The organism is Citricoccus sp. NPDC079358 (assembly GCF_040702545.1).
GTDB lineage: Bacteria > Actinomycetota > Actinomycetes > Actinomycetales > Micrococcaceae > Citricoccus.
This window is the reverse complement of record NZ_JBFBLI010000004.1, coordinates 142912-169441: the sequence shown is the minus strand read 5'-3', so window position 1 is coordinate 169441 and position 26530 is coordinate 142912. Positions and strand designations below refer to the sequence as shown.

Below are 26530 nucleotides of genomic sequence, written 5' to 3'. Positions count from 1 at the left end.
CGTGACGTCCGGGCGTCACACCGGCGGGGGAGGGGTCACGGTGCGCCGCCGGGGCGTCGATCACCGGACGCCGGACAGGGCCCCGTTGAGCACCGGGGCCAGCCGGCGGACGCCCTCGCGCAGTGTCTCCGGTGCCACGAAGGAGAAGGCGAGCCGGAAGTGGGGGTGGGGGCCGGCGTCGGGCGTGAAGGCGCCACCTGGGACGAACACGACTCCGGCCTCCGCCGCCGTGTGCATGAGGGGCAGAGTGTCCAGTCCGTCCGGCATCCGCGACCAGACGAAGAAACCGCCAGCCGGACGGGTCCAGGTCACGCGCGGGTCCAGGGACTGCTCCATCTCGTCCACCAGGGCGTCGCAGCGGCGGGCGTACTCGGCGGCGCAGCGGGCCACGTGGGCCTGCCAGTCGAACCGGGTGAGGAACGCGGTGGAGAGCATCTGGCTGAACACCGGGGGGCAGACGAAGGCCGACTCCGCCGAGAGGTAGAACTCGCGCAGCAGCGCCGGCGGCACCAGCGCCCAGCCGATGCGCACGCCGGGGGAGAAAATCTTGGAGACGGTGCCGAGGTAGATGACCTGGTCGCGGTGGCCCGCGGCGATCGGGGCCACGGGGGCGTCCGCGAAACCGAGCTGGCCGTAGGCGTTGTCCTCCACGATGAGGACGTCTTCCTCGCGGCAGATCCGGGCGACCTCCTCGCGCCGCTCGGCCGGCATGAGCGCCCCGGAGGGGTTCGCATAGGAGGGGATCGTATAGAGGAAGGCGACCCGGCGCCCGTCGGCGCGCAACTGCTGCAGGGTGGTGCGCAGGAGGGCCGGGATCAGGCCCTCCTCGTCGGTGGGGGTGGAGACGGCGTCCAGCTCCCACGTGTTGAAGGTGTTCAGGGCGCCCACGAACGTGGGGCCCTCCACCACGACGACGTCCCCCGGGTTCCCGAGCATGCGCGCCGCGGTGTCGATGGCCGCTTGGGAGCCGGGTGTGATGACCACGTGCTCCGGGTCCGCTCCCGGGATCCCGTCCGCGGCCATCACAGAGCACACCGCATCCCGCAGTTCGGGGGTGCCCTGGCCGGCGCCGTACTGCAGGCTGAGGTGGCCCTGCCGGGCGACGAGTTCATCGGCGATCCCGCCCAGCTGCTCCAGAGGCAGGTCGTCCAGCCAGGGATTTCCCCCCGCCAGGGAGATGACACCGGGGGTCATGGCGAGATCGAAGACATCCCGCACCGCCGACTGCTTCACGCCGCGCGCGCGATCTGAAAGGAATGCTGAAGGGTCGGCCATGGGGCCGATGCTAACAACGGGGCGAGCCGCGGCGGAAGGGGCTGTCAGCCCTGACCGTTGAGCTGGTTGGGGTCGCCGATCTCGTCCAGCTCGTCGGTCTCGCCCGTCCCATCCTCGGGCGCCGCGCTGTCCGTGCCCTCGCCGGGTGCCGGCTCGTCCGCCGGAGTGGTGAACTCCTCGCCCAGCTGCAGCTCGGGCAGGCCGAGGATCTCCTCGATCCGGACGCCGTTCACCAGGATCTCCGCGTTCTCCACCCCGGCCGCCGCGGCCGCCGTGCGGTTGAGCTGAGCCCGGATGCGGAATGACTCGCACTGGCTGCGGGTCACCACGTCCCCGGTCAACTCCACCGTCACGGTGCCACCCTCCACGCGGCTGGAGGAGTAGAACAGGCCGTCCTCGGACGGGTCCACGGAGTTGGTGATGGCCGGCTCGCCGTGGCTATACTGCTCGTCGTCGATCAGGAAACCGACCGCGGAGCCCACCCGGTCCTCCGTCTTGACCGGCACGGACGACGCGCGGACCAGCAGGTCCTGGCAGGCGACGTCCCGGCCCGTGGTCTCCGGCGGGAAGTCCCCGCTCAGGGCCACGAAGTACAGCGGCAGTTCCGCATAGCCGTTCGCGTTCGCCTCGGGGAGGGCCGTGCCGTCCTGGACGGTCGGGGTCTCGTTGGAGGACGGGAAGATCGAGCACCCGGCGAGCACGACGGCGGCCAGGCCGGCGGTCAGCCCCGCGGCGGCCCGGCGCAGGGCCGGGTGGCCGGACGCGTGGTCCGGTCGGCGTCGCGAGGTCATGGAACTCCTGAACGGCAGGGCTACGGCGGGGAATCCTGACTATCGTACTCCGCCGTCCCCGCCCCGCCGCTGCCCCGGCGCCGCACCCACGCGAGGACGTCTTCGGGGTGGATCCGCCGGTGCGTCCCGCGGTAGGTCACCGGGATCTCGCCGCGGTCCGCCAGCTGGCGCAGGTAGGTGTTGGAGACCCCGGCCAACCGTGCCGCCTGGGAGGTGTTCAGCCACCGGTCCTGCTCGGACACCGTCACCGCTGCGCCCGAGGCGAGCCGGCCGAGCAGCTCGAGCACCGCCGCGGTGGCCGCCGGCCCCAGCCGCACCGTGGTGCCGTCCAGCACCACCGTGGCGTCCGGCGTCGGGCCCGGCTGTCCGGAGGGGGCGGGGGAGCCGGCGGGGACGGGAGTGCCGGCCACGGGGAGCCCGGGGAACCCGGGGACACCGGAGAGGCCGGGGAGTCTGGTCAAGATCTCGCGCTCGGCGGCATCGAGGGGGCCGACGGTCGAGCTGCGGGTCAGGATCGGGATCTCTTCGGCCATGGGCCCACCCTAGCCAGGCTGACCCGGGGCGTGCGGTGCGCGGGTAGGCTGGGATCCATGCCCTTGCGTAACCGTCGTGCCGCCGCCCTGCCCGCCAAGTTGAGCCGTTCCTGGCTGCTGGTGAACGCGGCGAAGCCGGAGGATTTCGCCCCCGGGCTCGCCTCCGAGGCGGACTCGGTGCTGTTCGACATGGAGGCCGCCGTCCCGGCCGGGAAGAAGGACGCCGCGCGGGCCAACGTGGTGGAGGCCCTCAACGGCGGCATGTCCGCGTGGGTCAGGATCAACGGGATCGACACTGATGACTGGCAGCAGGACCTGGATGCCCTGTCCGGCGCTGAGGGACTGCGCGGCGTGATGCTGGCCCTGGCCGAGGAGCCCGAGCAGGTCACCCTGACCGCCATGCGCCTGCGCGCCGGCACCCCCGTGATCGCCCTGATCGAGACGGCCGTCGGGCTGGACAACGCCACCGCCGTGGCCAAGGCCCCCGGCACGTTCCGTCTGGCCTTCGGCACCAATGACTTCCGCAAGGACACCGGCATCTCGGACGACCCGATGGCCATGGCCTATGCGCGCTCGCGGCTGGTCATCGCCTCCCGCGTGGGCAAGCTGCCCGGCGCGATCGACGGCCCTCCGGGCGCGGCGGACGCCAATGCCACGGTGGTCGAGTCCTCCCGCACCACCCAGTCCATGGGCATGACCGGGCGGCTGTGCCTCAATCGCGAGCAGGTCGAGTCCATCAACCTGGCGCTGTCCCCGTCCGAGGACGAGGTCACCTGGGCCGTGGACATGCTCCAGGCGCACCAGGCCGGGGCCTCCGTGGGCGACGGTTCCTACCTGCCCCGCCTGGCCCGCGCGCAGAAGATCGCCGACCTGGCCGATTCCTACGGGCTCTGGAACGCCTGAGTTCCACCCGGCCCGGCGGTGTGCTACCCGGCTTCGCAACAAGCGGACATCGAACACGCCCTGAGGGGCCGGGCTGCGGGTAGATTCGATGGCACATGAACCGGCGTGATCCCTTCCATGCCGGTCGGCCCCCTCTGAAGGAACACAAGGAACACCATGAGCAGCAATTCCGAGCCCACTGGGACCACTGGATCCACCGAGTCCTCCATCGGTTCCTACACCTCAGACGCCTCCACCCCGGCCCCGGGCTCCATCGTCGATTCCGGACAGGGCTCGGCCCGCACCGGTACCGCCCGCGTGAAGCGCGGCCTGGCGGACATGCTCAAGGGCGGCGTGATCATGGATGTGGTCACCGCTGAGCAGGCCAAGATCGCTGAGGACGCCGGCGCCGTGGCCGTCATGGCCCTCGAACGCGTCCCGGCGGACATCCGCGCCCAGGGCGGCGTGGCCCGTATGTCCGATCCGGACCTGATCGACGGGATCATCGAGGCCGTCTCCATCCCGGTCATGGCCAAGGCTCGGATCGGCCATTTCGTGGAGGCGCAGGTCCTGGAGGCGCTCAAGGTCGACTACATCGACGAGTCCGAGGTCCTCTCCCCGGCCGACTACATCAACCACATCGACAAGTGGGACTTCACCGTCCCCTTCGTCTGTGGCGCCACCAACCTCGGCGAGGCCCTGCGCCGCATCACCGAGGGCGCGGCCATGATCCGCTCGAAGGGCGAGGCCGGCACCGGTGACGTCTCCGAGGCCGTCAAGCACATCCGCACCATCCGCGGCGAGATCGCGAAGCTGTCCGCACTGAGCAAGGACGAGCTCTACGTGGCCGCCAAGGAGCTCCAGGCCCCCTACGAGCTGGTGGCCGAGGTCGCCCGCGAGGGCCAGCTGCCCGTGGTGCTCTTCACCGCCGGCGGCGTGGCCACGCCCGCCGATGCCGCGCTGATGATGCAGCTCGGCGCCGACGGCGTCTTCGTGGGCTCGGGCATCTTCAAGTCCGGCAACCCCGCGGCCCGCGCCGCCGCGATCGTGCGCGCCACGGCCCAGTTCAACGACGCCGGCGCGGTCGCCGCGGCCTCCCGCGGTCTCGGCGAGGCGATGGTCGGCATCAACGTCGGCGACCTGCCCGCCCCGCACCGCCTCGCCGACCGCGGTTGGTGACCACCCACTCCGCAGTGCGGGCAGAGTGTGGCGGTACGACGCGTACTGCCAATCTCTGCCCGCATAGCGCTAGGGGCCGTGCCCTGAGCGGGATGTTGCCCCGGTGACGGGCGGGCACAACACCGGACGTCTCGTCGGCGTCTTCGCCCTCCAGGGGGACGTGGCCGAACACGTGCGGGTGCTGACCGCCCTCGGGGCGCGGGTCCGGCCGCTGCGTTCCGCCGCAGACCTGACCGGGCTGGACGGGCTGGTCATCCCCGGCGGAGAGTCCTCCGTGATGGACAAGCTCTCCCGGCTGCTCGGCGTGGCCCCGGCCCTCCGGGAGGCGATCGCGGCAGGACTGCCGGTCTACGGCACCTGTGCCGGGATGATCATGCTGGCCGACTCGATCGCCAACCCGATCGCGGGACAGCGCAGCTTCGGCGGGCTGGACATCTCCGTGCAGCGCAATGCCTTCGGCTCCCAGGTGGAGTCCTTCGAGACCGCCCTCGAGGTGCCGGAGGTCTCCGGGGACCCCGTGCATGCCGTCTTCATCAGGGCCCCCGCGGTGCTGCGCGCGGGACCGGACGTGCGGGTGCTGGCGAGCGTGCCGGCGTCGCGCCTGGAAAACCCGGACCACCCGGCCGGGGATGTCCCCGTGGCCGTCCGGCAGGGCCGTCTGCTGGCCACGAGCTTCCACCCGGAGGTCACCGGCGACTGGTCCTTCCACCGCTACTTCCTGGAGCACGTGATCCGCTGACCCGACCCCACCGGTCAGCGTCGGTCGGATAGAGTACTTCGCGTTCCAGCAGAGTCGGAGAAGTCGTGTCACCAGGTTCCACCGAGCATCACCCCGGCACCCGGTTCCGGTCTGATATCCAGGGGCTCCGTGCCCTGGCGGTGCTGCTCGTCCTCGTCTACCACGCGGGTCTGCCGTTCGCCCCCGGTGGCTTCGTGGGCGTGGACATCTTCTTCGTCATCTCCGGATTCCTCATCACGTCCGGTCTGCTCGCCCGCATCCGGGAGCACGGCCGGCTGGACCTCGTGGTCTTCTACTCTCGGCGCGTCCGGCGCATCCTCCCGGCCGCCCTGGTGGCCCTGATCGGCACGGTGCTGCTGACCCTGACGATCCTGCCGCGCTCCCGCTGGGATGAGATCGCCACCGAGGCCACGGGCAGTGTGCTGTTCGTGGTCAACTGGGTCCTCGGGCAGGGGTCCACGGACTACCTGCGCCAGGATGAGGCCGCCAGCCCGCTGCAGCACTACTGGTCGATCGCGGTGGAGGAGCAGTTCTACCTGCTCTGGCCCCTGGTGCTCATCCTCGTCCTGGTGGTCGCCCGCTGGCACCACGCCCGCCAGGAGCGGCCGGACGCCGGCGGGTCCCGGCACCGTGCGGAGTCCAGTCTCGCGGTGGTCCAGCGTCAGTGGATCGTGGGCGCCGCGGTGATCCTGTTCATGGGCTCACTGGTGCACTCCCTGCACCTCACCGCCGTGAACCCCGGGATGGCCTACTTCGCCACCACCACACGCATCCACGAGCTCGGGGTGGGCGTGCTCCTGGCGCTGTTCGCCCCCCGGTTGGCGCACCTGCCCCGGCGGTGGGCCCTGGGCCTGGGCTGGGCGGGACTGGCCGCCATGATCGGGGCCGGTTTGTTCTTCAGCGGAGCGACGTCCTTTCCCGGTGCGGCGGCCCTGGTGCCGACCCTCGGCGCTGCGGCCGTCATCGTCTCCGGCCTGAACGCCCGTGAGCGCTCCGGCGTCGGCTCGCTGCTGTCCCTGCTCCCTATGACGGTCGTCGGGGACCTCTCCTACTCGCTGTACCTGTGGCACTGGCCACTGATCGTCATGGCCACGTTCCTCTTCGAGGGCCTGCCCTGGTACGTCGGCCTGGTGACGGCGGGCCTGGCCTTCCTGCCCGCCTGGGCCAGCTACCGGTGGGTGGAGAAGCCATTCCAGCGGTGGACCGTCGTCCGGCCCCCCTGGAAGGCGATACAGTTCGGCCTCGCCGCATCGCTGGCGGTCATCGTCGGGACGGCGTCCCTGGACCTCGCCACCTCCCGGACCGTGGAGGGCCCCGACGGCTGGCAGCCGCCGACCTATGCGGAGGCCTTGGACGAGGCGGCATCGGAGCAACCCGGTCAGCCGGCACCGCCGGAGGGGGGAGCGGAAGGGACCGAGGGCGCCCAGGGCATCGAGGCGGGGCCGGCGCTGCTCGGGGGTGAGCTGCTGCAGGCGGACCCGGCCGCCGCCCTGGGCCACACCCCGGTCGAGGCGCTGCTGCCCGGCGCGGACGCCGTGGACCTCGACCTGCCGGAGGCCTACGCCCAGGACTGCGTGCAGCGTGACCGGGAGAGCGACCCGCTGGCCTGCACCTATGGCCCGGATGACGCGGAGTTCCGCGTGGCCCTGACCGGCGACTCCCATGCGGCCCATTGGCAGGCCGCCGTGAACCGGCTGGCTGCTGAGAACGGCTGGCAGGTCAGCACCTACCTGAAGTCCTCCTGCCCCCTGACCGGCGGCCAGGTGCTGTTGGACGGGGACGTGTTCTCCGAGTGCGCGCAGTGGAACGCCGGGGTGATGGAAGAGTTGGGGGCCGAAGACTATGACCTCGTCCTGACGTCCTCCTTCCTCTACGAGGCCCCCGAGGACGAGACCTCCGTGCCGGAGGGCCAGGCCGCGGCGTGGAACGCCCTGGAGGAGAGCGGGATCCCGGTCGGGGTGATCATCGACCCGCCGATTCCCGGCTACAACATCCCGGAGTGCATCGAGACCCACCCGGACACCTACGTCGAGGAGTGCGGCTTCGCCGAGGCCGACGCCGACCCCTCAGGATCAGACCAGCAGCGTGCGGCCCTGGAGCGTGCGGCGTCAGCGGTTCCCGTGAACCTGGTCGAGGGCATCTGCCCGGACGGCACCTGCCCCGCGGTCATCGGGACGGTGGTGGTGTGGCGGGACCAGAACCACCTCACGTCCACGTATGCCGAGTCGATGGCGCCCTGGCTCGGTCAGGTCCTCGAAGGGCAGGGCCTGGTCCCGGCCCTCCCGTAGGAAGACACCCCACGCCGCGTGCGAGTCGAGTGTCATGACCAGCCCCGGGCGTTCGGCCTGAGGCGGCTCAGGAGCCCCTCTGGCTCATGGCCTCCTGGAGCGGGGTGCCGTCGAGGAGGATCTCGGCCGTGTAGACGCCGGCGTTGGCCAGGGCGGTGTTCTCCAGCTGGGCGATGATGCGGGGGTCGTCGCAGGTGCCGGAGGAGACCGGGGTGCCGGTCAGGTCCACGGTCACGGTGTCCCCTGAGATGGCGACGTCCGTGACCTTGAGCTCGGACTGGTAGAGCGAGTTGGTCAGCCCGGAGCCGACCTCGTACTCGGCCTGGTCCAGCAGCACCTGGAGGCCTGCCTCCACGAGGGACGGGTCGCCCACGGCTCCGGCGCCCGAGACCGGGGCGGTGGACTCCATCAGGCTGCTGTCCCCGCACCCCGGGAACTCGATGCCCTCGAGGTTGTCCATCGCCACCCAGTACACCGTGGCCTCCGTGGCGCCCTGGGCGGTCTCGGACGCGGACCCCGACGCTGACGCGGAGGGCGAACCGGACGGGGCCGAACTGGCCGAGGGGGAGGCCGTGGCAGACTCGCTCGGCGACGCTGACTCCGTCGCCGGCGTCGACTCGGTGGCCGACGCGCTGGCGGTGTCGCTGGCGGAGGGGGTGGGGCTTTCGGAGGCCTCGCCGCCGCCGGGTCCGCAGGCGGTCAGGCCAAGGGACAGCACGGCGGCCAGGGCGGCGGTGGCGAGGAGCGGGCGTCGGGCGGTTCGCGTCTGACTCATACCCCTGAGCCTAGACGAGGCTGGCGCCTAGACTTGCCCCCATGATGGACTGGATCGCCTCCCTGCCGCTGGTCTGGGCCATCCTCCTGTTCTGGGGCGGTGCCCTGTGCCGCTCCACCGCCACGTACGCCCTCGGCCGGGGGATCGCCGCCGGGGCCGAGCACACCGCCCTGCGCCGCTACATGTCCGGGCCGGTCTACCTGCGTGCCATGCGGTTCATCGACCGCTGGGGGCCCTGGGCCATCCCGTTCTGTTTCCTGACGGTCGGCATCCAGACCGCCGTCATCGGCACGGCCGGCGTGACCCGCATGCGGTGGCGACGGTTCCTCCCCGCCGCCCTGCTCGGATCCCTGATCTGGGGGATCATCTACGGGACCATCGGCATGGCCGTCGTCTGGGCGGTCATCACCACGGCCCTGGCGAGCCCGGTGGCGCTGCTCGCGCTGGTCCTGGGGCTGGCCGGCGTCGTGATGCTGATCCTGTGGCGCACCGGCGGCCTCGCCCGGCTGCGCGCGTCACGCGCGCAGCGCAGGGCCCGCCAGGCGGCCCGGACTCAGGCGGACACCACGTCCGACGCCGGCCGGTAGTCCAGCTGCGGGTCCAGTCCCAGCGGTCCGGCCACAGCGTCGGTGACCCCCTGATGGGTGAGGACGCCCTCGTGGGCGTTCAACCCGGACCGCAGCCCCTCGTCCGCGGCGAGGGCCTCGCGCCAGCCGTGATCGGCGATCTGCAGGAGGTAGGGCAGCGTGGCGTTGGTGAGGGCCGCCGTCGAGGTCTGGGGGACGGCCCCGGGGATGTTGGCCACGCAGTAGTAGATCTGCTCACCCACCCGGAAGGTCGGTTCCTGGTGGGTGGTGGGCCGGGAGTTCTCGAAGCAGCCGCCCTGGTCGATCGCGATGTCCACAAGCACCGAGCCGGGGCGCATGGACGCCACCATGTCCGCGGTGACCAGCTTGGGGGCGGCCGCGCCGGGGATGAGCACCGAGCCGATCACCAGGTCGGCGTCCGCCACGGTCTCGGCGATGTGCATCTTCGAGGAGGCCAGCGTGCGCAGGCGCCCCTGGTGTGTGGTGTCCAGTTCGGTGAGGCGGTCGAGGTTGATGTCCAGCACGGTCACGTCGGCGCCCATGCCGGCGGCGACCACGGCGGCGGCCTCTCCGGCGACGCCGGCCCCGATCACCGCGACGCGGGCCCGCCGGGTTCCGGGCACACCGCTCATGAGGATGCCCGAGCCGCCCTGGGCCTGGGTCAGGTGGTAGGCGCCGGCCAGGGGAGCGAGGCGCCCGGCGACCTGGCTCATGGGGGCCAGCAGCGGCAGCGCGCGCCCGCGGGTGACGGTCTCGTAGGCGATGGCCGTGGTGCCGGATTCGAGTACGGCGTGGGTGAGCTTCGGGTCGGCGGCCAGATGCAGATAGGTGAACAGCGTCTGTCCCCGGCGCATCAGCCGCCATTCCGGGCCCACGGGTTCCTTGACCTTGAGCACCAGGTCGGCCTGGTCCCAGATCTCCTCGGCCGTGGACACGATGCGGGCTCCGGCCTGCTGGTAGTCCTCGTCCGGGGTGCCCGAGCCGAGGCCGGCCCCCGACTGGACCATGACCTCGTGCTGGTGGTGGACGAGTTCCGTGACGCCGACGGGGGTGAGGCCGACGCGGAACTCGTTGTTCTTGATTTCAGTGGGGACGCCGATGAGCATGATCCGACGCTACCGGCATCGGCCTGGAAACGGCAGGGGTCGAGGAGCGCAGCGGGCCAGGACACTCCGCGACCTCAGGGTTGCGGGGTGGGGGTCTCCTCGAAGCGGTTCAGGGCACTGGGCTGGGAGGAGGGATCCGGTCGGTGATCCATCACCGAGGAATCCGTGGAGCAGTCCGTCCCCGCACTCAGTATCGAGGTCCCGGCAGCGAGGTTCCAGGTGAAGTCCGTGAGCCCGTCGGCGGTCAGGGCGAGGGAGAGTCCGCCCTGCCCCGTGCCGAGCCCGGGGCCGCTGGTCGAGACGTCGTAGCCCCGTGCCTCGCCCCACTGCCGGGCTCGCTCCATGAGGGCCTCGTTGTCGTCGCCGTTCTCCGGCCCGTTCAGCGTGAGCTGGAACTGCTTCCCGTGGCGGTCGTCCTCGTAGTCGAGTCCCACCCGGCACAGGTCGGCCGGGTAACCCGCTGGGTCGCCACGGGCGACGAACTCCTCCCCGTTGCCGAACGTCCACTCGCCGCCCACCTCCTGGGTGAACGAGGAGACCGCGCCCTCCAGCTGGTCGACCAGCTCGGTGCTCGTGGCGTCTGCGGGGAGTCTCACCTCGGCCGGCCCCCCGGACGCCCCGGCCGAGGCGACCTGGCTGGAGGACGGGCCGGCCGGCGTCGTGCCCGGGGCGACGGGCGCAGCGCAGGCGCCGAGGGCGAGCACGGCCAGGAGGGCCACCGCGGCCGGGGCCGCGATTCGGGCCGGGCTCATCCGCTGATCCCCAGCCGAGTGGAGGCCGGATCAGGGGCTGATGTCGGTGGGGCGAAGCGGTCTCCCGGGGAGGTGCGGCGCTCGCCCGAGTTCACGAAGTCCAGCATCGAGTCGTCCTCCGAACAGGCGGAGAACGCGGAGACCTGGGCCCTGCCGGTGGAGACGGTGACCACGAGCCGCCCGCCGTGCGGCCCCCGCAGGGTGGTGAACAGGTCGCCCTGCTGGATCTGGGGTCCGGTGCCGGCCTCGAGGACGGTGTGGTGGTGTCCGGCGCCCCAGGCCTCGGCGCGCTCGACCAGCTGACGCGGGTCCGCTGCGCCGCCGCGCTGCAGCACCAGGCGGAACCGGCGCGAGGACGGAGGCTCCGAGGCGGCGGCAGCAGCGATGCACGGCTCGGCGTAGAAGCTGACCTCGTCACTGAAGGCCCGGCGGGCCGGGTGGAAACCGGTGCCGTCCTGGGCGGTCCAGTCGCCACCGAGATGCGTGACCAGTCCGGCGAGGTCCGTGAGCATTGACTGGAGCAGCCGAGAAGCCGCGGTGGGACCGGCGGGTTCGGCGGGACCAGCTGGTCCGGTCGAGGCGGTGGGCTGGGAACCGGTCATGAGAAGAGCTTGTCACGCAGCCAGCCCTGGCCGCCATTGATGACGGTGTCCCCGACGTCCTGCAGGCCGTCCACCATGTCGTCGGCCTTCTCCTGGGACCAGTCCACCGCCACATCGGCCGCGTACTGCGCCACGTCGACGGGCGCATCGGGGACCCAGCCGTGCCGGTCCTGGAAGTCATCCACTGCCAGCTGGCCGGCGTGTTGGCTGAGATCCACCGTCGCGTTTGCCGCGGTCTGGCGGTCGTCCACGTCGTCCCGCAGCTCGTCCTGCAGGCCGTCGACCGTGGTGTCGATGTAGGTGGGCAGCCCGCCCTCCTCGAGGGCCGCATAGAGTCCGGGGCCCTTCTCCATCAGCCACGGCCACGACTCCTGGACCTTCTCGACGCCCTGCTCCACGGCCCAGTCGCCGACATTCTGAGCCTGATCCACGCCGTAGTCCCTGATTGCCTGGGCCCCATCCTGGAGGCCGTTGCTGCCCCACTGGATGACGTCGATGGTGGCGTGGTCGAGCGGGGTGAGGAAGGAGCTGTTCTCCTGCATCTCATCGATGGTGGAGTTCCTCTCCTCCTGAGCGGCGTCCGCCGTGGTGTTGGCCTGCTGCTGCCAGGAGTCCACCGGGGCGCGCACCTCGGCCTGGAGCGTCGCCGTGGGGTCCTCGCGTAGGTCGTCCCACCAGGACTGATCGACCTGCGGGACATCGTCTCCGTTCCCGTCCAGGATGGCGGCGATCGAGTTCAGCGACTGCGAGCCGGCCTCGGTGTAGCCGTACCCGCCCTCGGGGCCGATCTCGCCGAGCTGCCCCATGTGGTCCGTGGTGGCGGCGCCCGGACTGGTGCCGTCGCCGTCGGAGGAGAAGGCCTTGGCGCCGAAGGCGTCATCTGTGGGGCTGATCCGCTGCTGGCCGCCGAAGGGGCTGAGCGTCTGGCCCAGGGGCACGGCGATGTGGTCGCCCCTGGCCTGCGTGGCGTAGACCTCGGGGTGACCGTCCGCGTCCAGAGCCACGTTGAGCGCGGTGGCGTCCGGCACCCGGTCCGGGTCCACCCCGACCGAGCCGTACATCACGTAGGTGTCCACCGTGTGCTCGGTCATGGTCAGCGCGTAGGCCGCGGTGGGGGTCCCGTAGGAATGTGCGGCCACGTTGAACCGGGGGGCGGCGGACGGCGTGCCGTCGACTCCGGGGAAACCCGCCACATAGTCGGCGTTCGCCTGCCGTGACTCCTGGAAGCCGTCCAAGGCGTGGGCGAGACCGATGGACCCCTCGTAGGCGGACTCATTGGAGAGCACCTGCGAGGATCCCAGCGTCTCCGGATTCTGCGCTCCGTCCGGGGTGTCATAGCCGATCCACAGCACCACGGCCCGGTCACCGGTGGTGGCATCGTAGATGGACTGCATCTCCGAGGTCATGGACGCGGCACCGCTGGTCTCGGCACCCATGCCCGGCACCCGCCAGGTCACCGTGTCCGCCGTGTCCGGATTGCCGATGGACACGGCACCGAGCACGGGTTCCTCGTTCACGCGCAAGGAGATCAGGTACCGCTCGCCGTCCGTGCCCGCCGGGGCGTTCTCCACGGCCTCCCGCAGTCCGTCCAGATCTTCCTGTTGGGCCTCGGTGAGATCCGGGTCGTGTTGGGTCAGGTCCAGCACGCGGGTGTGGGCTGCGGCCCGGTCGGTGAAGGGTACGCCCTCGGTGTTGCCGACCAGTGCCGGCAGGGCCAGGACGAGTGCGTACTGCTGCTGCTGCGTCAGCCCCTGCCACCAGGCCGAACCCTCCGCGCCGCCGGGCCAGGCGGCCACGTCCTCCTCGGTCTCCGGCAGCGGGGGAGGGGTGGTGCGGGCGGCGGGGTCCAGGGCGCCGAGGGTCTCGATCTGCTCCGGCGTCAGCGTGGCCAGGTGTTCGTAGTAGGCGGTGAGATCCTCTGCCGAGGCATGGGGTCCGGTGGCCTTGGTGTGGAGGTCCAGGGCCTCGACCACGCTCGGATCGTGGGTGCCGTAGTCGAAGTTGGCCTTGACGGATCGTCCCGGCCGCAGGGCCATCGCCGTGGCCACGGCGGCGGAGAAGTCGGATTCGGCCGTGGAGAGGTCGGTGGCCAACCCGTCGGCGTCCGCCTGCAGGGGCCGTTCGTACAGCTCCCTGAAGGACCACCACGTGGACGGGTCCTGGCCCTCACAGGCGGTCTCGTAGCGGGTCTGGGCGGCTGGGAGGTCCACGTCCCGGATCCTGCTGCGGGCCCTGCGGATGTCATCGAAGGCGTCGGCGGCGGCCTCGGCTGCGGACTGGAGTCCAGCAGCCATGGAGACCACCGCATCGACGTCTGCATCGGGGTCCTGGAAGGCGGTGTAGAGCTGATCGTCATGCGGGGTGTCCGAGTACAGTCCGGGCACGGCCGTCCAGGACTGCTGGAGGTCGCCGACGGTGGTCTGCACGGTCTCGGTGCGGGTCACCACCGTCTGCGCAGCGGTGCGGATCGGTTCGCCGGCTGGAACGTGGTCCGTGGCCGAGAGGTCTACTGTCAACGGTTCCATCAGTCCAGGGCCCCCTGCTCGGCCGCCACAGCGTCCGCTCGTGCCTTCTCTCGCCCGGCATCGTCCTGGATGTCCTGGTCGGCGTCCTGCCAGCTGGTCGTCGCGGCACGGGTGCCGGCGAGGACGTTCTCACACTGCACGATCACGTCCAGCAGCGCCGGACCCAGCGACTCCGTGCCGGCGGACTCAGCCGTCCCGGCGCACGCCGTCTCCCCGAAGGCCAGCTTCAGCTCGGCGACGGCATCCTCGACCCGGGTCTTGTCCTCAGGCAGGTCCAGGACGTCCGGATCCAGGCGGTCCAGGAGGGCGAACATCGCCCCGTAGTCGATGTCGGCCATCGCGCACTCCTCCGTCTCCTGATCTCGGCACCCGTCGAACTCTCTGTGCCCCAAGGTAGGCCGAGACGTGGCGGGAGGCGATGGGGAGAACTGCCCATGGGCCCCGCCTCCGGGGCCCATACTGGTCAGGTGGACTACGAGATCATCACCACCGTCATCGCCGGGCTCTTGTTGGTGGTGGCCGTGCTCGGCACCATCATCCCGATCCTGCCCGGTTCCATCCTGACCGTCCTCACGCTCATCGGCTGGGCCTGGATCCTCGGCTCGCCCGCCGCCTGGACCGCCGCCATCATCGGTGCGGGTCTGGCCATCGCCGGCCTGAGCGCGTCAGCAGTACTGACCGGCCGGAAGATGAAGCGCGAGCAGATCCCGAATGGCCCGGTCCTGGTGGGCGTGGGGTGCGCCATCGTGGGCATGTTCGTGATCCCCGTGGTCGGGCTCTTCGTTGGCTTCGCCGTGGGCCTGCTCGCCGCGGAGTTCGCCCGGCGCCGGGATCTCCAGGCCGCCGCGCGGTCCTCCTGGGAGGCGCTGAAGTCCATGGGACTCGGCATCCTGGTGGAGTTCGGCTGCGCCTCGCTGGCCGCCTCCTCCTTCGCCATCGGCACTCTGGTGCACTTCCTCAACCGCTGACGCCCTCTCCCGCTGAAGCCCTCCCCTTCATCATGCGAAAATCCGGGTGTCGCGCCGAGTTGTGGCTGCGACACCCGGATTTTGGCATGACCAGACGCCCGGAGCACGACGGCGGCGCGTCACCTGGAGAAGGTGACGCGCCGCCGTCGTTGGTGGGGGTGGTGGACCCGATCAGATGATCGGGCGACCCGCCTTCTTGGACTCCGAGACGTCGCGGAAGAATCCGCGGGCGATGAAGAACAGGACGAAGGCCACGATCACGGGCCACATCAATACGTACACAGTCAGCAGAACTGTTGTCATGGTGGTTCCTTTCTGGTTCGTCGCGGCCGGTCAGTCGCGCTGAGAGTCGGTCGACGTGGATCCGCCGGACGTCTCCGATGCCTTGGCGGCGGCAGCGGCCGCCACGATCTGCTCGGGCGTCTGCGGGGTGTCCGGATCGAAGTCGCCGGTGATGTCCTTGATGACGTCGAAGTCGAAGTTCTGCTTCGACCGGACCGACATCAGGTAGGTGACCAGGAAGGAGACCGCGTAGGCGACCAGCGAGGCGGAGAGCACGGTGTACTCCCGCAGCCCGCCAGTCACGACGCCGCCGATGGTGAACGGGGCGGCGGCCAGCACGGCGATCGAGCCGATCCAGATGGCGGGCTTCATGCCGAAGAACCCGAACGACATGATCCCGAGCACCACGCCGATGCCGATCGTGGCCAGCAGCTCGACGCTCAGGCCGAGGAAGCCGGTGAACGCGAACCACTCGAAGCGCACGGGCAGGAACGCCACGAGGGCGGCGAGCACGCCGAAGGAGAAGGCCGCGTTGGTGACCTTGGGCCAGTAGAACGAGGCGATGACCGGGAACACCAGGCAGCCCCACAGGGCGCCGACGAACACCAGCAGGTCGAGGATGTTGAACTGCGCCGTGGCGAAATACAACCCTGCACCGGTGGCCACGATCATGCTGATGCGGCCGACCAGCAGCATGGTCTTCGGGTTGGCCTTCTTCTTGCCGACGGACTGGCCGTAGATGTCCGCCATGACGATGGAGGACAGGGCGGCCAGATCGGAGTCGGCGGTGGAGGACAGGGCGCCGATGATCATGATGAACGCCAGGGCCAGCAGGATCGGACCGAGGTAGGTACCAGCCATCTGGGGGATGAGGTTGTTGACGTCGCCGTTCATGGGCTCGACGCCCAGGTACAGCGCCATCACGCCGAGCATGCCGATGCCGATCACCGATCCGCCGTAGCCGATGGTGGCGGTCACGAAGGTCGGCTTGATGAGGTTCTCCCGCACGGCGAACAGGCGCTGGGCGATGGTCTGGTTGCCGATCGCGTAGGCCAGGACGGCGGCGATGTACGGGGCACCCTGGTTCATGAAGGCCTCGGAGGAGAAGAAGTTCTCCTGCTGCGGGGTGACGTTGCCGGCAGCCACGCCGGCCTCGAACATGCCCGGTCCACCGGCCACGAAGAAGATCACCGGGATGATGATGACGGCCGCGCCGAGCATGAACATCACCTGGGCGAAGTCCGTCATCACCGAGGCGCGGAAGCCGGACCACAGGGTGTACATCAGCACGCCGGCGGCCACGATCACGATGCCCGCGCCGAAGCTCAGCGGGGACAGCATGGAGATCAGCGCGCCGCCGGCGATGAAGTTGGAGGTCAACGAGATCAGTGAGCCCAGGACGTTGGATCCGGCCAGCATCAGCTGGGAGGACCGTCCGTGGCGGGCATACATGACCTCGGCCAGGGTGTGGGCGCGCGGCGCGACTTTGCGGATGCGCTTGCCGAAAGGGTAGATGAAGAGGATCATCAGGGCTCCCCAGAGCCCGTAGTGGATGGGGCCGGAGATGCCGTACGTGTAGCCCGCAGTGGCGGAGGCGTACATGGACGAGGCCCAGATCCAGGTGGCGGTCATCGAGGCCGCCGAGATGCCGAATCCGATGTTGTTGCCGGCGGTCATGTAGCCGTCGGCGTTCTCCTTCTTCCGGCTGATGCCCACGGACATCCACATGGTTCCGCCGTAGAAGAGCACCAGCAGCAACACCACTGCCATGACTCCTAGTTGGTTGATCTCCTGAGCGGGTGGCATCCCGGTCCTTTCATCTCGGCGACAATGACAGCGGCCCGCGGAGCTGGTCTTCGGCCCCCGCGGACCGTGGTGCGTAGCCGTTTCCGGCTACCGGCGGCCCCCTCGGGCCGCGTGCGATGGCCCGTTCGGGCCTCGCGGTGACCTTTCTGGCCACCTCCGGCGGGAGCCTTTTCAGCGGGTCTGCATGTTGTGTCCATGCACCGTGCTGGGCTCTCTCACACCGGCGTTGGCCATGAAGCCAACCGCTGAAGTCTCTCATGTTTGCAACCGCAATACCAGTTCGCGCGGTTGAAGTAGAAGAAAAGTGCCTGGTCAGAAAGGTGTTTTCAGGGTCTTCACAGGCAGTCATGGGCTGGTTCTGGGCTGGTCCCGGGAGGGCGAGGGAGCGCGAGGGAGCGCGAGGGACACTTGCGAATTCGAAGGCTGGCCAGTGAGCGAGTATGATGGCTGAGCGCCTTCCGGCGATGCGTCGGAATCCGCGGGGCCTTAGCTCAGTTGGTAGAGCGTTTCGTTCGCAATGAAGAGGTCAGGGGTTCGATTCCCCTAGGCTCCACTTCCCCCTGATGGCCCGGTTTTCCGCATGAGCACGCGGGACCCGGGCCTATTGAATGGACTCTGGGTCTCTACCCGATGGTCGTTCGTGGCCCTGTGTGCCTCGTCCTGCCAGCGCTCCGCCGCCACAGAACCGCCACGCTCCATCATGACGAAGACGCCCCCAAACAACCTCGGATGAGGCAGTGAGGACCGTGCGTTCGTCGTCAGTGTGGGTCGTCGTCCAGGAGCCGGTGGATGATGGCGGGGACGCGCGTGGTGACGGCAGTCCAGAAGAGGTCGTCATTCATGCCGACGTAGCCGGTATGAGCGGCGATGTTCCGCGTCGTGCGAATGGCCACTGTCTCCTCCGACGTGAGCCGTCGGCCGGAAATGGCGAACTCGGGGCGTTCGAGGAGTGCCGCGAGCCGGATGATCACCATGCTCGCCACGTCGTGGACCGGGCTGCCCTCGGAGAAGTCCTTACGTTCCGAGGCCGAGACGATCTCGGTGCGCCGCAGAATCCGGACGAGCTCTCCCCGCAGATTCTCCGCGTCGTTCTCTGCCCGGCGCCTGGCCGCACGCCGGGGGCGTGGCTGGAAGCGACCTTCGCCGTGGCCTGTCGTCATAGCGGAAGCGCTTCGAGTGCGGCGCCTTGGAGCGATGGGGAGCGGCTGGTGTCGGCGATGACGTCGACGGGGAACCCGGTGAGATGACGGACCTCGTCGGTGAACAAGGCGATGTCGAACAGGTCGGTGCCGGGACCGGGGGTGACGAGAAGATCGATGTCGCTGTCGTAGCCGTCTTCGCCCCGCACCGTCGATCCGAAGACCCGCACGTTCGTGAGCCCGCGGCGCGCGGCGGCGGCAGTGATGGCTTCGGCGTGCTCGGCGAGGGGGAGGGAAGGGCGGTAGTCGGCGGAGCGGAGCACCCGCTCGAGCATCTCGTCCGCCACCGCCACCGCCACCGCCCAGGCAGGCCACGGGCCGGCCTCAGTCAGTGATGGCCGGACCACCCACGGGAATCCTTGAGCACGGTGACCGGTTCTCGAGGCGGTCCGCTCGCCAACTGGTACTCTGCAACGGGCGTACCGTTCTTCGACTGGCGCGAGGCATGATTGACCGCTGGTCCCGGACCCAGTCACCATGGCGAATTCGCCACTCGCGAGACGCGGATCCCTGCGGTGTTCCGGTTGCCGAGACGTGAAGCGAAAGGGGAGGCGATTGCTAGTTCTCCATGCGTTCTGGTCACTCGATCACGGCCTCGGGTTGTGGGCAGAAGACTCCGAGAAGTCCGTCAAGAGCCCCAGCCAGGCGCTCAAGTCGGCCCGACCCCACCCGTTCGCCGTGGCGGCGACGGCGCTGACCGCACTGCAGTACGGAGACGTCGGCAGCGCCACGTTGTTGCTGCCCTCGGTCAAGCGCTCGCCGCTGGACTCGCCTGACGTCGTTCGGGTGGTGCCTCGACCGGTGGGCAAGACTACCCCGTCCCTGTTGCCATGGCAGGTGCCGGTGGTGTGGATTCCCGCTGCGGCGCTTTCCGCCCGTGCCGACGCCCACGAGGGCAACGGTGGAGACGGCAGCAGATGCGGTGGCCTGGTCTCGGCATTGTTCCCGGAGCGGTTCTCGGAGCAGTCCCCGGACGATGAGCGGGCCCCGCTGGACGATGTGGCGGACGAAGTACGGCTCGCGCCTTCCGCGCGGTTCCTCGCCGAGCTGACTCGATTCGCCGACGAACTCGCTGTACGTGGCCGTGTGGTCCCCGGCATCGACTGGATCTCCGGACCCGATGATGGAGGACCCGCGGTGGCCGAGGCGCGGTGGCGAGCCGTGCTCCGTGGTCCTGACGCGCTGGCCTTCGGCGAGTTCGTGACGGCCATGCCGCCCTCGTTCCGCGCCGAGCCGGGTTCCGAGGATGCGGGGGAGCTCGCCGCATCTGCCCTCGACGTCCTCACCGACGAGGCGGTGCGCGCCCGGCAGCCGGAAGACCTGGTGCTACTTCCTCCGCGTCGGGGTCGCACACCGAAGCATCCGCGGGCCGCCGAGGAGTGGATCGAGGCCCTCCGTGGCCGGGATGCGCGCATTCAGGTACCGGAACCGGCGCTGGCCGAACTGGAGCAGGCGCTGGTGCCCTGGTCCGACTATGCCCAGGAGAACAATGCGCCGGCCCGGGCGACGTTCCGGCTCAGTGAGGCTCCGAACGATGACCCAGATGGTGCATTGTCCGCGGGCACCCTGGTGGAAACGCCTCCGTGGCGGCTGGAGTTCCTGTTGCAGTCGTCCTCCGACCCCAGCCTGTTGGTGCCTGCCGAACAGGTGTGGCGGGATGACGGCGCGCTCGCCCGGTGGCTCGGCCGCCCCCAGGAGGTGCTGCTCACGGAACTGGGCCGGGCCGCCCGGACCTACCCCGCCCTGGAACCGGGGCTACGGCAGGCGCGCCCCACGGGGCTCGATCTGGACCCGGACGCCGCGTTCAGGTTCCTGCAGGATGCGGCCCCAGTCCTGGACGAGGCCGGATTCGGGGTACAGCTGCCCTCCTGGTGGGACCGCCGCGCCAAGCTCGCCTTGAAACTCTCCGCGACCACGCCGATGGGGGACGGCACGGGCACGGCGCCGTCCTTCGGCCGGGACCAACTGTGCGACTTCACCTGGAGCCTTGCCGTGGGCGACCAGACCCTCACGGAGGAGGAGATGGCGGCGCTGGCCGATGCAAAGGCGCCGCTCGTGCGGCTACGGGGCCAGTGGGTGACGGTCGACGAGGACCGGCTGCGCCGCGGCATCGACTTCCTGCAGAACGAGGGGTCCCGCCACGGCACAGTCGGCGATGTCCTCCGCTTGGCCGGCACCCACCCCGACGACTCGGATCTACCACTCGAGGTCGCCGGCATCACGGCCGACGGCTGGCTGGGGTCCCTGCTCGACGGCTCGGTTGACGCGCGCATCCGGCCGGTGACGCCGCCGTCGGACTTCCGGGCCACCCTTCGCCCGTACCAGGAGCGGGGCCTGGCGTGGCTGCACTTCCTCTCTGGCCTCGGCCTCGGTGCTTGCCTGGCCGACGACATGGGCCTGGGCAAGACCGTGCAGCTACTGGCGCTGGAGGCGGTACAGCGCCAGGAACACCCAGATGCCGGGCCGACCCTGCTGGTGTGCCCGATGTCGCTGATCGGCAATTGGGAGGCCGAAGCCGCGAAGTTCGCGCCCGGCCTGCGGCTGGCCGTGCACCACGGTGCGGATCGGACGCGCGGCGAGGACTTCGAGGCGACCCTGGACGAGGTGGACGTGCTGATCACCACGTACGCGACCCTGACCCGGGATCTGGAGCAGATTGAGGCGATCTCCTGGAACCGGATCGTGCTCGATGAGGCACAGGCCGTCAAGAACAGGCTTTCCCGCTCCGCGAAGGCCGTCAAGCAGCTCGTCGCGGACCATCGGGTCGCCCTGACCGGAACCCCGGTGGAGAACCGGCTGGGTGAGATGTGGTCGATCATGGACTTCCTGAATCCGGGGATGCTGGGTCCGGCGGAGGTGTTCCGCACCCGGTATGCGATCCCGATCGAACGGCACGGCGACGAGGAATCCGCGGCCAGGCTGCGGGCGATCACCCGCCCGTATCTGCTCCGTCGGGTCAAGACCGACCCCACCATCATCGACGACTTGCCCGAGAAGGTCGAGATCAAGCAGTACTACACCCTCACCAGCGAGCAGGCCTCGTTGTACCAGGCCGTCGTCAACGAGATGATCGAGAAGATCGAACAGTCTGAGGGAATCGAACGCCGCGGCAACGTGCTGGCCGCGATGGCGAAGCTCAAGCAGATCTGCAACCATCCCGCCCAGCTGCTGCATGACGGCTCGCCGATCGGCAGGCGCAGCGGCAAGGTGCTCCGGCTCGAGGAGATCCTGGACGAGATCCTCGCGGAGGGCGACAAGGTGTTGTGCTTCACCCAGTACACCGAGTTCGCCGAGATGCTGCTGCCGCACCTCGCGGCACGCTTCAATACCGACGTCGCGTATCTGCACGGCGGGACCCCGCGGCAGCAGCGGACGGAGCTGGTGCGCCGGTTCCAGTCGGACGGCGGGCCGCCGATCTTCCTGCTCTCCCTGAAGGCCGGCGGGACGGGGCTCAACCTGACGGCAGCCAACCACGTCATCCACCTCGACCGCTGGTGGAACCCTGCCGTGGAGAATCAGGCCACCGACCGGGCCTTCCGGATCGGGCAGAAGCAGCGCGTGCAGGTGCGCAAGTTCATCAGCAGGGGCACGATGGAGGAGCGGATCGACACCATGATCGAGGAGAAGATGGCGTTGGCGAACATGGTGGTCGGTGACGGCGAGGGATGGCTCACCGAACTGTCCACGGAGAACCTGCGCGAGTTGTTCACCCTGTCGAAGGAGGCCGTCGGTGAGTAGACGCCGTGGCGATTCGCCCTTCTTTCCGCCGTCGAAGCCGCTCCAGGTCACCGGCGGCGTCAAGGCCAAGAGCGTGCGGGGAGCCATCGGTACCAGCTGGTGGTCGGCTCGGTTCATCGAGGTCCTGGAGAACCTCGGCGTCGGTTCCCGCCTGCAGCGTGGCCGGAACTACGCCCGCCGCGGTCAGGTCATCTCCCTGAAGATCGACGCGGGCACTACCCTGGCGAGCGTGCAGGGATCCCGTGCCAGGCCCTACCGGGTGCGAATTGGCATCACCGCCTTCGACAAGACCGAATGGGCGGCGGTGGAGGAGGCGCTCGCCTCCAACGCCTGGTTCGTGGCGACCCTGCTGGCGGGGGAGATGCCTGCCGACATCGAGGACGTCTTCACCGAGGTCGGCCTGTCGCTCTTCCCGCGCAACGCGGACGAGCTGAGCCTGGATTGCACGTGCCCCGACTGGGAGGTTCCGTGCAAGCACCTGGCGGCGGTGTTCTACCTGCTGGCCGAGCAGTTCGACGAGGATCCGTTCCGCATCCTGGCGTGGCGCGGCCGCGAGCGCGAGGACCTGCTGGGCCGGATGCACGAGGCGGCGGACGACGGCGGCGATGCCGGTGCGCGCGCGGGCGCCCCTCTCACGGAGGTGCTGGACGCCTTCTTTGAAGCACCGGCGCCGGTCCCGGTGCGGCGGAGCGCGGTGGGCGGTACCTTGCTGGTGGACCAGTTGCCGCCGGTGGACGTCACGGTGCGCTCCCGCCCGCTCGCCGAGGTCCTGCGCCCCGCGTACGAGGCACTTCGGACATCGACTGACCACGACTGAACGCCGGTCCATGGATACACCCCGGGGCCTGGCGGCGGTGCGCTATCGGACCCGGACCAGTCCGCTCGCGGCCCGGCGCAGACGATCGTCCGTGGTGAGCAGCTCGGCATCGAGCACCTCGGCGAGGGCGACGTAGAAGGCGTCGTAGGCCGAACAACGATCGCGGAGCTCCCAGGCTCGCAGGCGCAGGCCGGAGTGACGATGCCGCACGAGTGCGAGTTCTCCGAGTTCGTCGACCGCCCGCCGGCCACGCTCGGCGCTGAGCCAGCCGCGGAGGGTCCAGCGACGGACCACGCTCAGCACCTCGGGCTCGATCAGCTCGGGCGCGTGGATCTCCTGCACGGACCTCAGCGCATGCACAATCGCGGCCGCGCGATCGGTGCCGAGGAGCAGATCAGTCGCCGCCGAAGCGTCGATGACGATCACCGGATCTCGTCCGTGCCTCGCTCTCGGGCGAGTGCCTCGGCAGGCGTCTCTGGCACGTCCAGCGCCTGGCGGGCTGCCAGCCGGTCCAGCATCTCGACCATCGTCGGACGGCGGGCCAGCTCGACGACCTCAGCACGGAGCAATTCCGACAGTGACCGGCGCTCTGCGGCGGCGCGGGCGGTGAGACGCCGGTGAACATCGTCGGGGACATCGCGGATCTGGATCGTCTTCGGCATAGGATCACCCTACACCCACAGTGCATGCAAGGCGGCGGCCCATCGACCGGTCTTCGGGTCAAGCTGTCACCGAGTGATCCGTCGGTAGACGTGTTGCTGCGCCGCTACTTCGCGGCCAACTCCGGATGGAACTTCGCGGTGACCTTCGGGTGCGCGCGGACGAAGCCCTTGAGCATGTTGGAGCCGAACGAGGCCAGCATGGGGTTGTCGGGATCGTCGGAGACGCCGCGGGCCTCGGCGGCCAGCTCGGCCGGCAGGTCCACGGGCTCGATCACGGCGTCCAGGCGCGGGGAGTAGAAGAACGGGACGGAATAGCGGTCCACCCCCTCGTCCGGGGCGACGGCCCGGTGGATGGTGGCCATGAGGTAGCCGTTGGTGGCCACCTCGAGCATCTCGCCCAGGTTGACGACCAGGGCGCCGTGGATCGGCTCGACGGGCAGCCAGTGATCCTGGCCGTAGGGGCGTACCTCGAGGCCTCCCACCAGGTCCTGCAGCAGCAGGGTGATGAATCCGTAGTCGGCATGCAGGCCGACGCCCTGGGTGCCCGCCTCCTTCACGCCACCGACGTAGTGGGCCAGCTTGCCCATCCACGCGCGGTCGCCGGTGAACGGCTCCGCGAAGTGGTTCTCGTCCAAGCCGATGGAGACGCACAGGGCCTTCAGCAGGTCTTCGCCGACGCGGTCCATCAGCGCCGTCCAGTCCATGGCGGCCCGCTCGAGTTCCGGCATGTCCGCGGGCCACTGATTGGGGCCCTGCAGGTGCCAGTACTCCTCGCCGGGTGTGATCTGCTCGGCCGGAACTGGGGCGCGGTCCGGGGAGAAGTCGATCTGCTCACGCGAGTCCGGGCGTCCCTGGGTGCGCTCGGAGCCCACCGAGGAGTAGCCGCGGTAGTGCGGGGAGTTCTGGTTGTGCAGGTCCAGCTTCTGCTCGTCCGGCCGGGCGAAGAACTCGGCGGTGACGCGGAACAGGTCATCCACCTGGCCGGCGGCGGCGCCGTAGTTGACGATCTGGAAGAAGCCCACGTGGTGGGCGGCGTGACGCAACCGGTCCAGAAAGTCCGGGGCGAACGAGCCGTCGGCGGCCCGCATGGTGGTCAGGTCCAGGACCGGGATATCCAACGGTGCTCCGGTCGTGGAGTCGTCAGAGAGCGCAGAAGTCATGGAACCAGTCAACGACGCCGGCCGGCGTCCGCGCGTCTACGTTGCCTTGCGCTACCCCGGGTGACGGCATTTCGTCACATGGTGGCGTTCGGCGAGCCAGTGGTCTTTAATGCCCACTCCAGGAAGGCCTGCCCGGTCACCTCATGCCTTCCCTCGGCCGTCCCGAAGCCCTGGGCGGCCAGGTCCTCGCTGGTCATCACCCGGTACGGAGTGTCCGGGACGCCGTCCTCGTGCCGCACGTCCACGTGCACCACCGGCGCCCCGCGCGCCTGCAGCCAGTCCGCCATGGCGTAATCCGTGCGGGAGTCCCCGCACGTGAACCAGCGCACCGGCAGTTCCCCGTCGGCAGCGATCAGGGCCCAGGAGCGCTCCGCACCCCGGTCCTTGCCACTGGAGACGTGCTCGACGTCCGAGGAGATGATGGTGGAGTCCAGCTGGAACGCCTCGGCGGCCGGATCCTCGCCGAGGAGGTCTGCCACGCGGCCCTCGAAGTCGCGCTGACCTGCGCGGTAGCGTTCCGGGGACTCGCCCACGTTCATCTCGGCCGAGAACATGGCCAGCTTCGTGTCGTCGTAGAACATGGTGTCCGCGTAGTCGCCCGCCAACCGGACCAGGCGGGATTCCAGGTCCGCTGGGAGCCGCATGCCGGCGTCGACCTCCATCCAGGCGGGCACCCCGTGGCCACGCGTGGCCCGGGGCAGGCCGGTCAGGGAGGCGAAGGAGAAGTGGACCGCGCCCTTCTCGCACACCGCATGGAACCGGGCGTCGCCCGGCAGGCCGGCGGCGAGGAGCGGGGCGGCCACGCTCTGCAGCACGAAGTCGGCGGACCGGCCGGTGTTGAAGACCACGGGGATGCCGCGGTCCGCCAGCGTGACGAGTGCCGTGATGATGCCGTCTGGCACCCGGCGGGTCTCGGGCGAGGCGATGGGGCCGTCGACGTCCAGGAGCAGTCCGAGCGGGGGGATAGTGCGCATGCCACCAGATTAGGGGTCGAAGCGGATGCCAGACCGTGGCCCGTCGCCTAATGTGGTGCTGACTACAGTCCACGTGCACCGAAGGGGGTCTCGTGTCCCAGCCTCAGTTGCCTCCGGACGTGGACCCGCGCCAGGAGCCGGACGGACGGCGGATCTTCACGGAGAACGATCTCGGCCGGTATTTCGGGGTGGTGGACCCGAAGGTGCTGCAGCGGGACCGCCGCCGGCGTCACCGGCGGCATGCGATCGTGCTGCTGATCGTCGCGCTCCTCGTGTCCGGGGTGACCGTCACGGCATACCAGGTGCTGCAGGGGGCCTGGAGCATCCCCGGATGGGAGGCGGCCCCACCGGAGGAGCCCCTCCTGTGCCCGGCGGGGGAGTTCGACTACTCGACCGAGTCCGCGGTGACGGTCTTCAACGGCACCACCATCGGCGGGCTGGCCGGGGACGTGGCCAACGCCCTCGAGGGCCGCGAGTTCGTGATCGGTGGGGTCGGCAATCAGGGATTCACCACCTCCAACATGGTGGCCGTCATCATCTCCGGCCCGGACGGGCGGGACACGTCGCTGGCGGTGCAGCGGAACATCGAGGGCTCGGTCTACCTCCCGGACGCCCGGGAGGAAGCCACGGTGGACGTCATCATGGGCACCCAGTACGAGGGGTTGGTCCCCGAGGACCGGGTCAGCACCGCATCCGGACCACTGGACTGCCAACGACTCGAGACCGAGGCCCCGACGGCGGCGCTGGGCTGAGCGATCGCCGCATCAGCCCGGGTTGATCCGGGTGGGGCGGTCCGCGTGGTCCGATCCGTCGCGTTGCACTCGGCTCCATGCCCGATCAGCAAGGCAGGAGTACACATTCGACCCCTATTGAGATGAACAGCGTCCTAA

General features: G+C 69.8%; 26 protein-coding genes and 1 tRNA gene. 10 read left to right on the top strand and 17 right to left on the bottom strand.

Going from position 1 to position 26530, the window contains the following annotated elements; genetic code table 11:
- Positions 1-60: 60 nt before the first annotated feature.
- The 3 genes from AB0333_RS07085 to AB0333_RS07075 are packed head-to-tail and all read right to left on the bottom strand — an operon-like array spanning position 61 to position 2599.
- Positions 61-1275, bottom strand: a complete 1215-nt coding sequence (locus AB0333_RS07085; protein ID WP_366217958.1) for a PLP-dependent aminotransferase family protein — start codon at positions 1273-1275, stop codon at positions 61-63.
- Between the two features lie 44 nt (positions 1276-1319).
- Complete coding sequence (locus AB0333_RS07080) at positions 1320-2066, bottom strand: hypothetical protein (protein WP_366217957.1); 747 nt, start codon at positions 2064-2066, stop codon at positions 1320-1322.
- 20 nt (positions 2067-2086) lie between these two features.
- Positions 2087-2599, bottom strand: coding sequence for a helix-turn-helix domain-containing protein (locus AB0333_RS07075; RefSeq protein WP_366217956.1), 513 nt, complete (start codon positions 2597-2599; stop codon positions 2087-2089).
- 57 nt (positions 2600-2656) lie between these two features.
- Between AB0333_RS07075 and AB0333_RS07070 the strand changes: the two genes are divergently transcribed.
- The 4 genes from AB0333_RS07070 to AB0333_RS07055 all read left to right on the top strand — a co-directional run bounded on the left by AB0333_RS07070 (position 2657) and on the right by AB0333_RS07055 (position 7687).
- Positions 2657-3502: a CoA ester lyase gene (locus AB0333_RS07070; protein WP_366217955.1), complete on the top strand. Its 846-nt coding sequence runs from the start codon at positions 2657-2659 to the stop codon at positions 3500-3502.
- A gap of 156 nt (positions 3503-3658) precedes the next feature.
- Positions 3659-4660, top strand: a complete 1002-nt coding sequence (gene pdxS / locus AB0333_RS07065) for a pyridoxal 5'-phosphate synthase lyase subunit PdxS (RefSeq protein WP_366217954.1) — start codon at positions 3659-3661, stop codon at positions 4658-4660.
- A gap of 103 nt (positions 4661-4763) precedes the next feature.
- The gene (gene pdxT, locus AB0333_RS07060) at positions 4764-5399 is read left to right on the top strand and encodes a pyridoxal 5'-phosphate synthase glutaminase subunit PdxT (protein WP_366217953.1); all 636 of its coding nucleotides are present in this window, start codon (positions 4764-4766) and stop codon (positions 5397-5399) included.
- 65 nt (positions 5400-5464) lie between these two features.
- Complete coding sequence (locus AB0333_RS07055) at positions 5465-7687, top strand: acyltransferase family protein (RefSeq protein WP_366217952.1); 2223 nt, start codon at positions 5465-5467, stop codon at positions 7685-7687.
- A 67-nt stretch (positions 7688-7754) separates the two neighbouring features.
- On the opposite strand, the gene AB0333_RS07050 is transcribed toward AB0333_RS07055, so the two are convergent.
- Positions 7755-8462: a GerMN domain-containing protein gene (locus AB0333_RS07050; protein WP_366217951.1), complete on the bottom strand. Its 708-nt coding sequence runs from the start codon at positions 8460-8462 to the stop codon at positions 7755-7757.
- Between the two features lie 41 nt (positions 8463-8503).
- Between AB0333_RS07050 and AB0333_RS07045 the strand changes: the two genes are divergently transcribed.
- Positions 8504-9049 (top strand): VTT domain-containing protein, encoded by a 546-nt coding sequence (locus tag AB0333_RS07045; protein ID WP_366217950.1) that lies wholly within the window; start codon positions 8504-8506, stop codon positions 9047-9049.
- Here AB0333_RS07045 and ald read toward each other — a convergent pair.
- The 5 genes from ald to AB0333_RS07020 all read right to left on the bottom strand — a co-directional run bounded on the left by ald (position 9016) and on the right by AB0333_RS07020 (position 14372).
- Entirely contained in the window at positions 9016-10155 is a 1140-nt protein-coding gene (ald, locus tag AB0333_RS07040; RefSeq protein WP_366217949.1) for an alanine dehydrogenase, read from the bottom strand. The genes AB0333_RS07045 and ald overlap by 34 nt on opposite strands.
- A 74-nt stretch (positions 10156-10229) precedes the next feature.
- Complete coding sequence (locus AB0333_RS07035) at positions 10230-10907, bottom strand: hypothetical protein (protein WP_366217948.1); 678 nt, start codon at positions 10905-10907, stop codon at positions 10230-10232.
- Positions 10904-11509: a hypothetical protein gene (locus AB0333_RS07030; RefSeq protein ID WP_366217947.1), complete on the bottom strand. Its 606-nt coding sequence runs from the start codon at positions 11507-11509 to the stop codon at positions 10904-10906. Before AB0333_RS07030 ends, AB0333_RS07035 begins: the two co-directional genes overlap by 4 nt.
- Positions 11506-14034 carry an alpha/beta hydrolase gene (locus AB0333_RS07025; protein WP_366217946.1) on the bottom strand — a complete coding sequence of 843 codons (2529 nt, stop codon included), beginning with the start codon at positions 14032-14034 and terminating at the stop codon, positions 11506-11508. Before AB0333_RS07025 ends, AB0333_RS07030 begins: the two co-directional genes overlap by 4 nt.
- Complete coding sequence (locus AB0333_RS07020; protein ID WP_366217945.1) at positions 14034-14372, bottom strand: hypothetical protein; 339 nt, start codon at positions 14370-14372, stop codon at positions 14034-14036. The genes AB0333_RS07025 and AB0333_RS07020 overlap by 1 nt, the downstream gene beginning before the upstream one ends.
- A gap of 129 nt (positions 14373-14501) precedes the next feature.
- On the opposite strand from AB0333_RS07020, the gene AB0333_RS07015 reads away from it, so the two are divergent.
- The gene (locus AB0333_RS07015) at positions 14502-15002 is read left to right on the top strand and encodes a DUF456 domain-containing protein (RefSeq protein WP_366218110.1); all 501 of its coding nucleotides are present in this window, start codon (positions 14502-14504) and stop codon (positions 15000-15002) included.
- A gap of 171 nt (positions 15003-15173) precedes the next feature.
- Here AB0333_RS07015 and AB0333_RS07010 read toward each other — a convergent pair whose 3' ends face one another.
- Together AB0333_RS07010 and AB0333_RS07005 are read right to left on the bottom strand one after the other, a co-directional pair.
- Positions 15174-15305: a putative transporter small subunit gene (locus AB0333_RS07010; protein WP_366217944.1), complete on the bottom strand. Its 132-nt coding sequence runs from the start codon at positions 15303-15305 to the stop codon at positions 15174-15176.
- A 30-nt stretch (positions 15306-15335) separates the two neighbouring features.
- A complete protein-coding gene (locus tag AB0333_RS07005) occupies positions 15336-17090 on the bottom strand; it encodes a sodium:solute symporter family protein (RefSeq protein WP_366217943.1) in 1755 nt (584 codons plus the stop codon).
- A 480-nt stretch (positions 17091-17570) separates the two neighbouring features.
- On the opposite strand from AB0333_RS07005, the gene AB0333_RS07000 reads away from it, so the two are divergent.
- Positions 17571-17643: transfer RNA gene (locus AB0333_RS07000), tRNA-Ala, on the top strand.
- 205 nt (positions 17644-17848) lie between these two features.
- Here AB0333_RS07000 and AB0333_RS06995 read toward each other — a convergent pair.
- Entirely contained in the window at positions 17849-18250 is a 402-nt protein-coding gene (locus tag AB0333_RS06995) for an antitoxin (RefSeq protein ID WP_366217942.1), read from the bottom strand.
- Positions 18247-18576 carry a nucleotidyltransferase domain-containing protein gene (locus AB0333_RS06990; protein ID WP_366217941.1) on the bottom strand — a complete coding sequence of 110 codons (330 nt, stop codon included), beginning with the start codon at positions 18574-18576 and terminating at the stop codon, positions 18247-18249. The genes AB0333_RS06995 and AB0333_RS06990 overlap by 4 nt, the downstream gene beginning before the upstream one ends.
- Positions 18577-18844: 268 nt before the next feature.
- On the opposite strand from AB0333_RS06990, the gene AB0333_RS06985 reads away from it, so the two are divergent.
- Positions 18845-22027 carry a DEAD/DEAH box helicase gene (locus AB0333_RS06985; protein ID WP_366217940.1) on the top strand — a complete coding sequence of 1061 codons (3183 nt, stop codon included), beginning with the start codon at positions 18845-18847 and terminating at the stop codon, positions 22025-22027.
- Positions 22020-22844, top strand: coding sequence for an SWIM zinc finger family protein (locus AB0333_RS06980; RefSeq protein ID WP_366217939.1), 825 nt, complete (start codon positions 22020-22022; stop codon positions 22842-22844). Before AB0333_RS06985 ends, AB0333_RS06980 begins: the two co-directional genes overlap by 8 nt.
- A gap of 42 nt (positions 22845-22886) precedes the next feature.
- Here the strand turns inward: AB0333_RS06980 and AB0333_RS06975 are convergent, their stop codons facing one another.
- From AB0333_RS06975 to AB0333_RS06960, 4 genes are all read right to left on the bottom strand, one after another.
- Entirely contained in the window at positions 22887-23270 is a 384-nt protein-coding gene (locus AB0333_RS06975; RefSeq protein ID WP_366217938.1) for a type II toxin-antitoxin system VapC family toxin, read from the bottom strand.
- Positions 23267-23506, bottom strand: coding sequence for a hypothetical protein (locus tag AB0333_RS06970; protein WP_366217936.1), 240 nt, complete (start codon positions 23504-23506; stop codon positions 23267-23269). Before AB0333_RS06970 ends, AB0333_RS06975 begins: the two co-directional genes overlap by 4 nt.
- A 104-nt stretch (positions 23507-23610) precedes the next feature.
- The gene (locus AB0333_RS06965) at positions 23611-24666 is read right to left on the bottom strand and encodes a 2-oxoglutarate and iron-dependent oxygenase domain-containing protein (protein ID WP_366217935.1); all 1056 of its coding nucleotides are present in this window, start codon (positions 24664-24666) and stop codon (positions 23611-23613) included.
- 74 nt (positions 24667-24740) lie between these two features.
- Positions 24741-25640, bottom strand: coding sequence for a haloacid dehalogenase (locus tag AB0333_RS06960; protein ID WP_366217934.1), 900 nt, complete (start codon positions 25638-25640; stop codon positions 24741-24743).
- Positions 25641-25732: 92 nt separating this feature from the next.
- On the opposite strand from AB0333_RS06960, the gene AB0333_RS06955 reads away from it, so the two are divergent.
- Positions 25733-26392 (top strand): LytR C-terminal domain-containing protein, encoded by a 660-nt coding sequence (locus AB0333_RS06955; RefSeq protein ID WP_366217933.1) that lies wholly within the window; start codon positions 25733-25735, stop codon positions 26390-26392.
- Positions 26393-26530 lie beyond the last annotated feature (138 nt).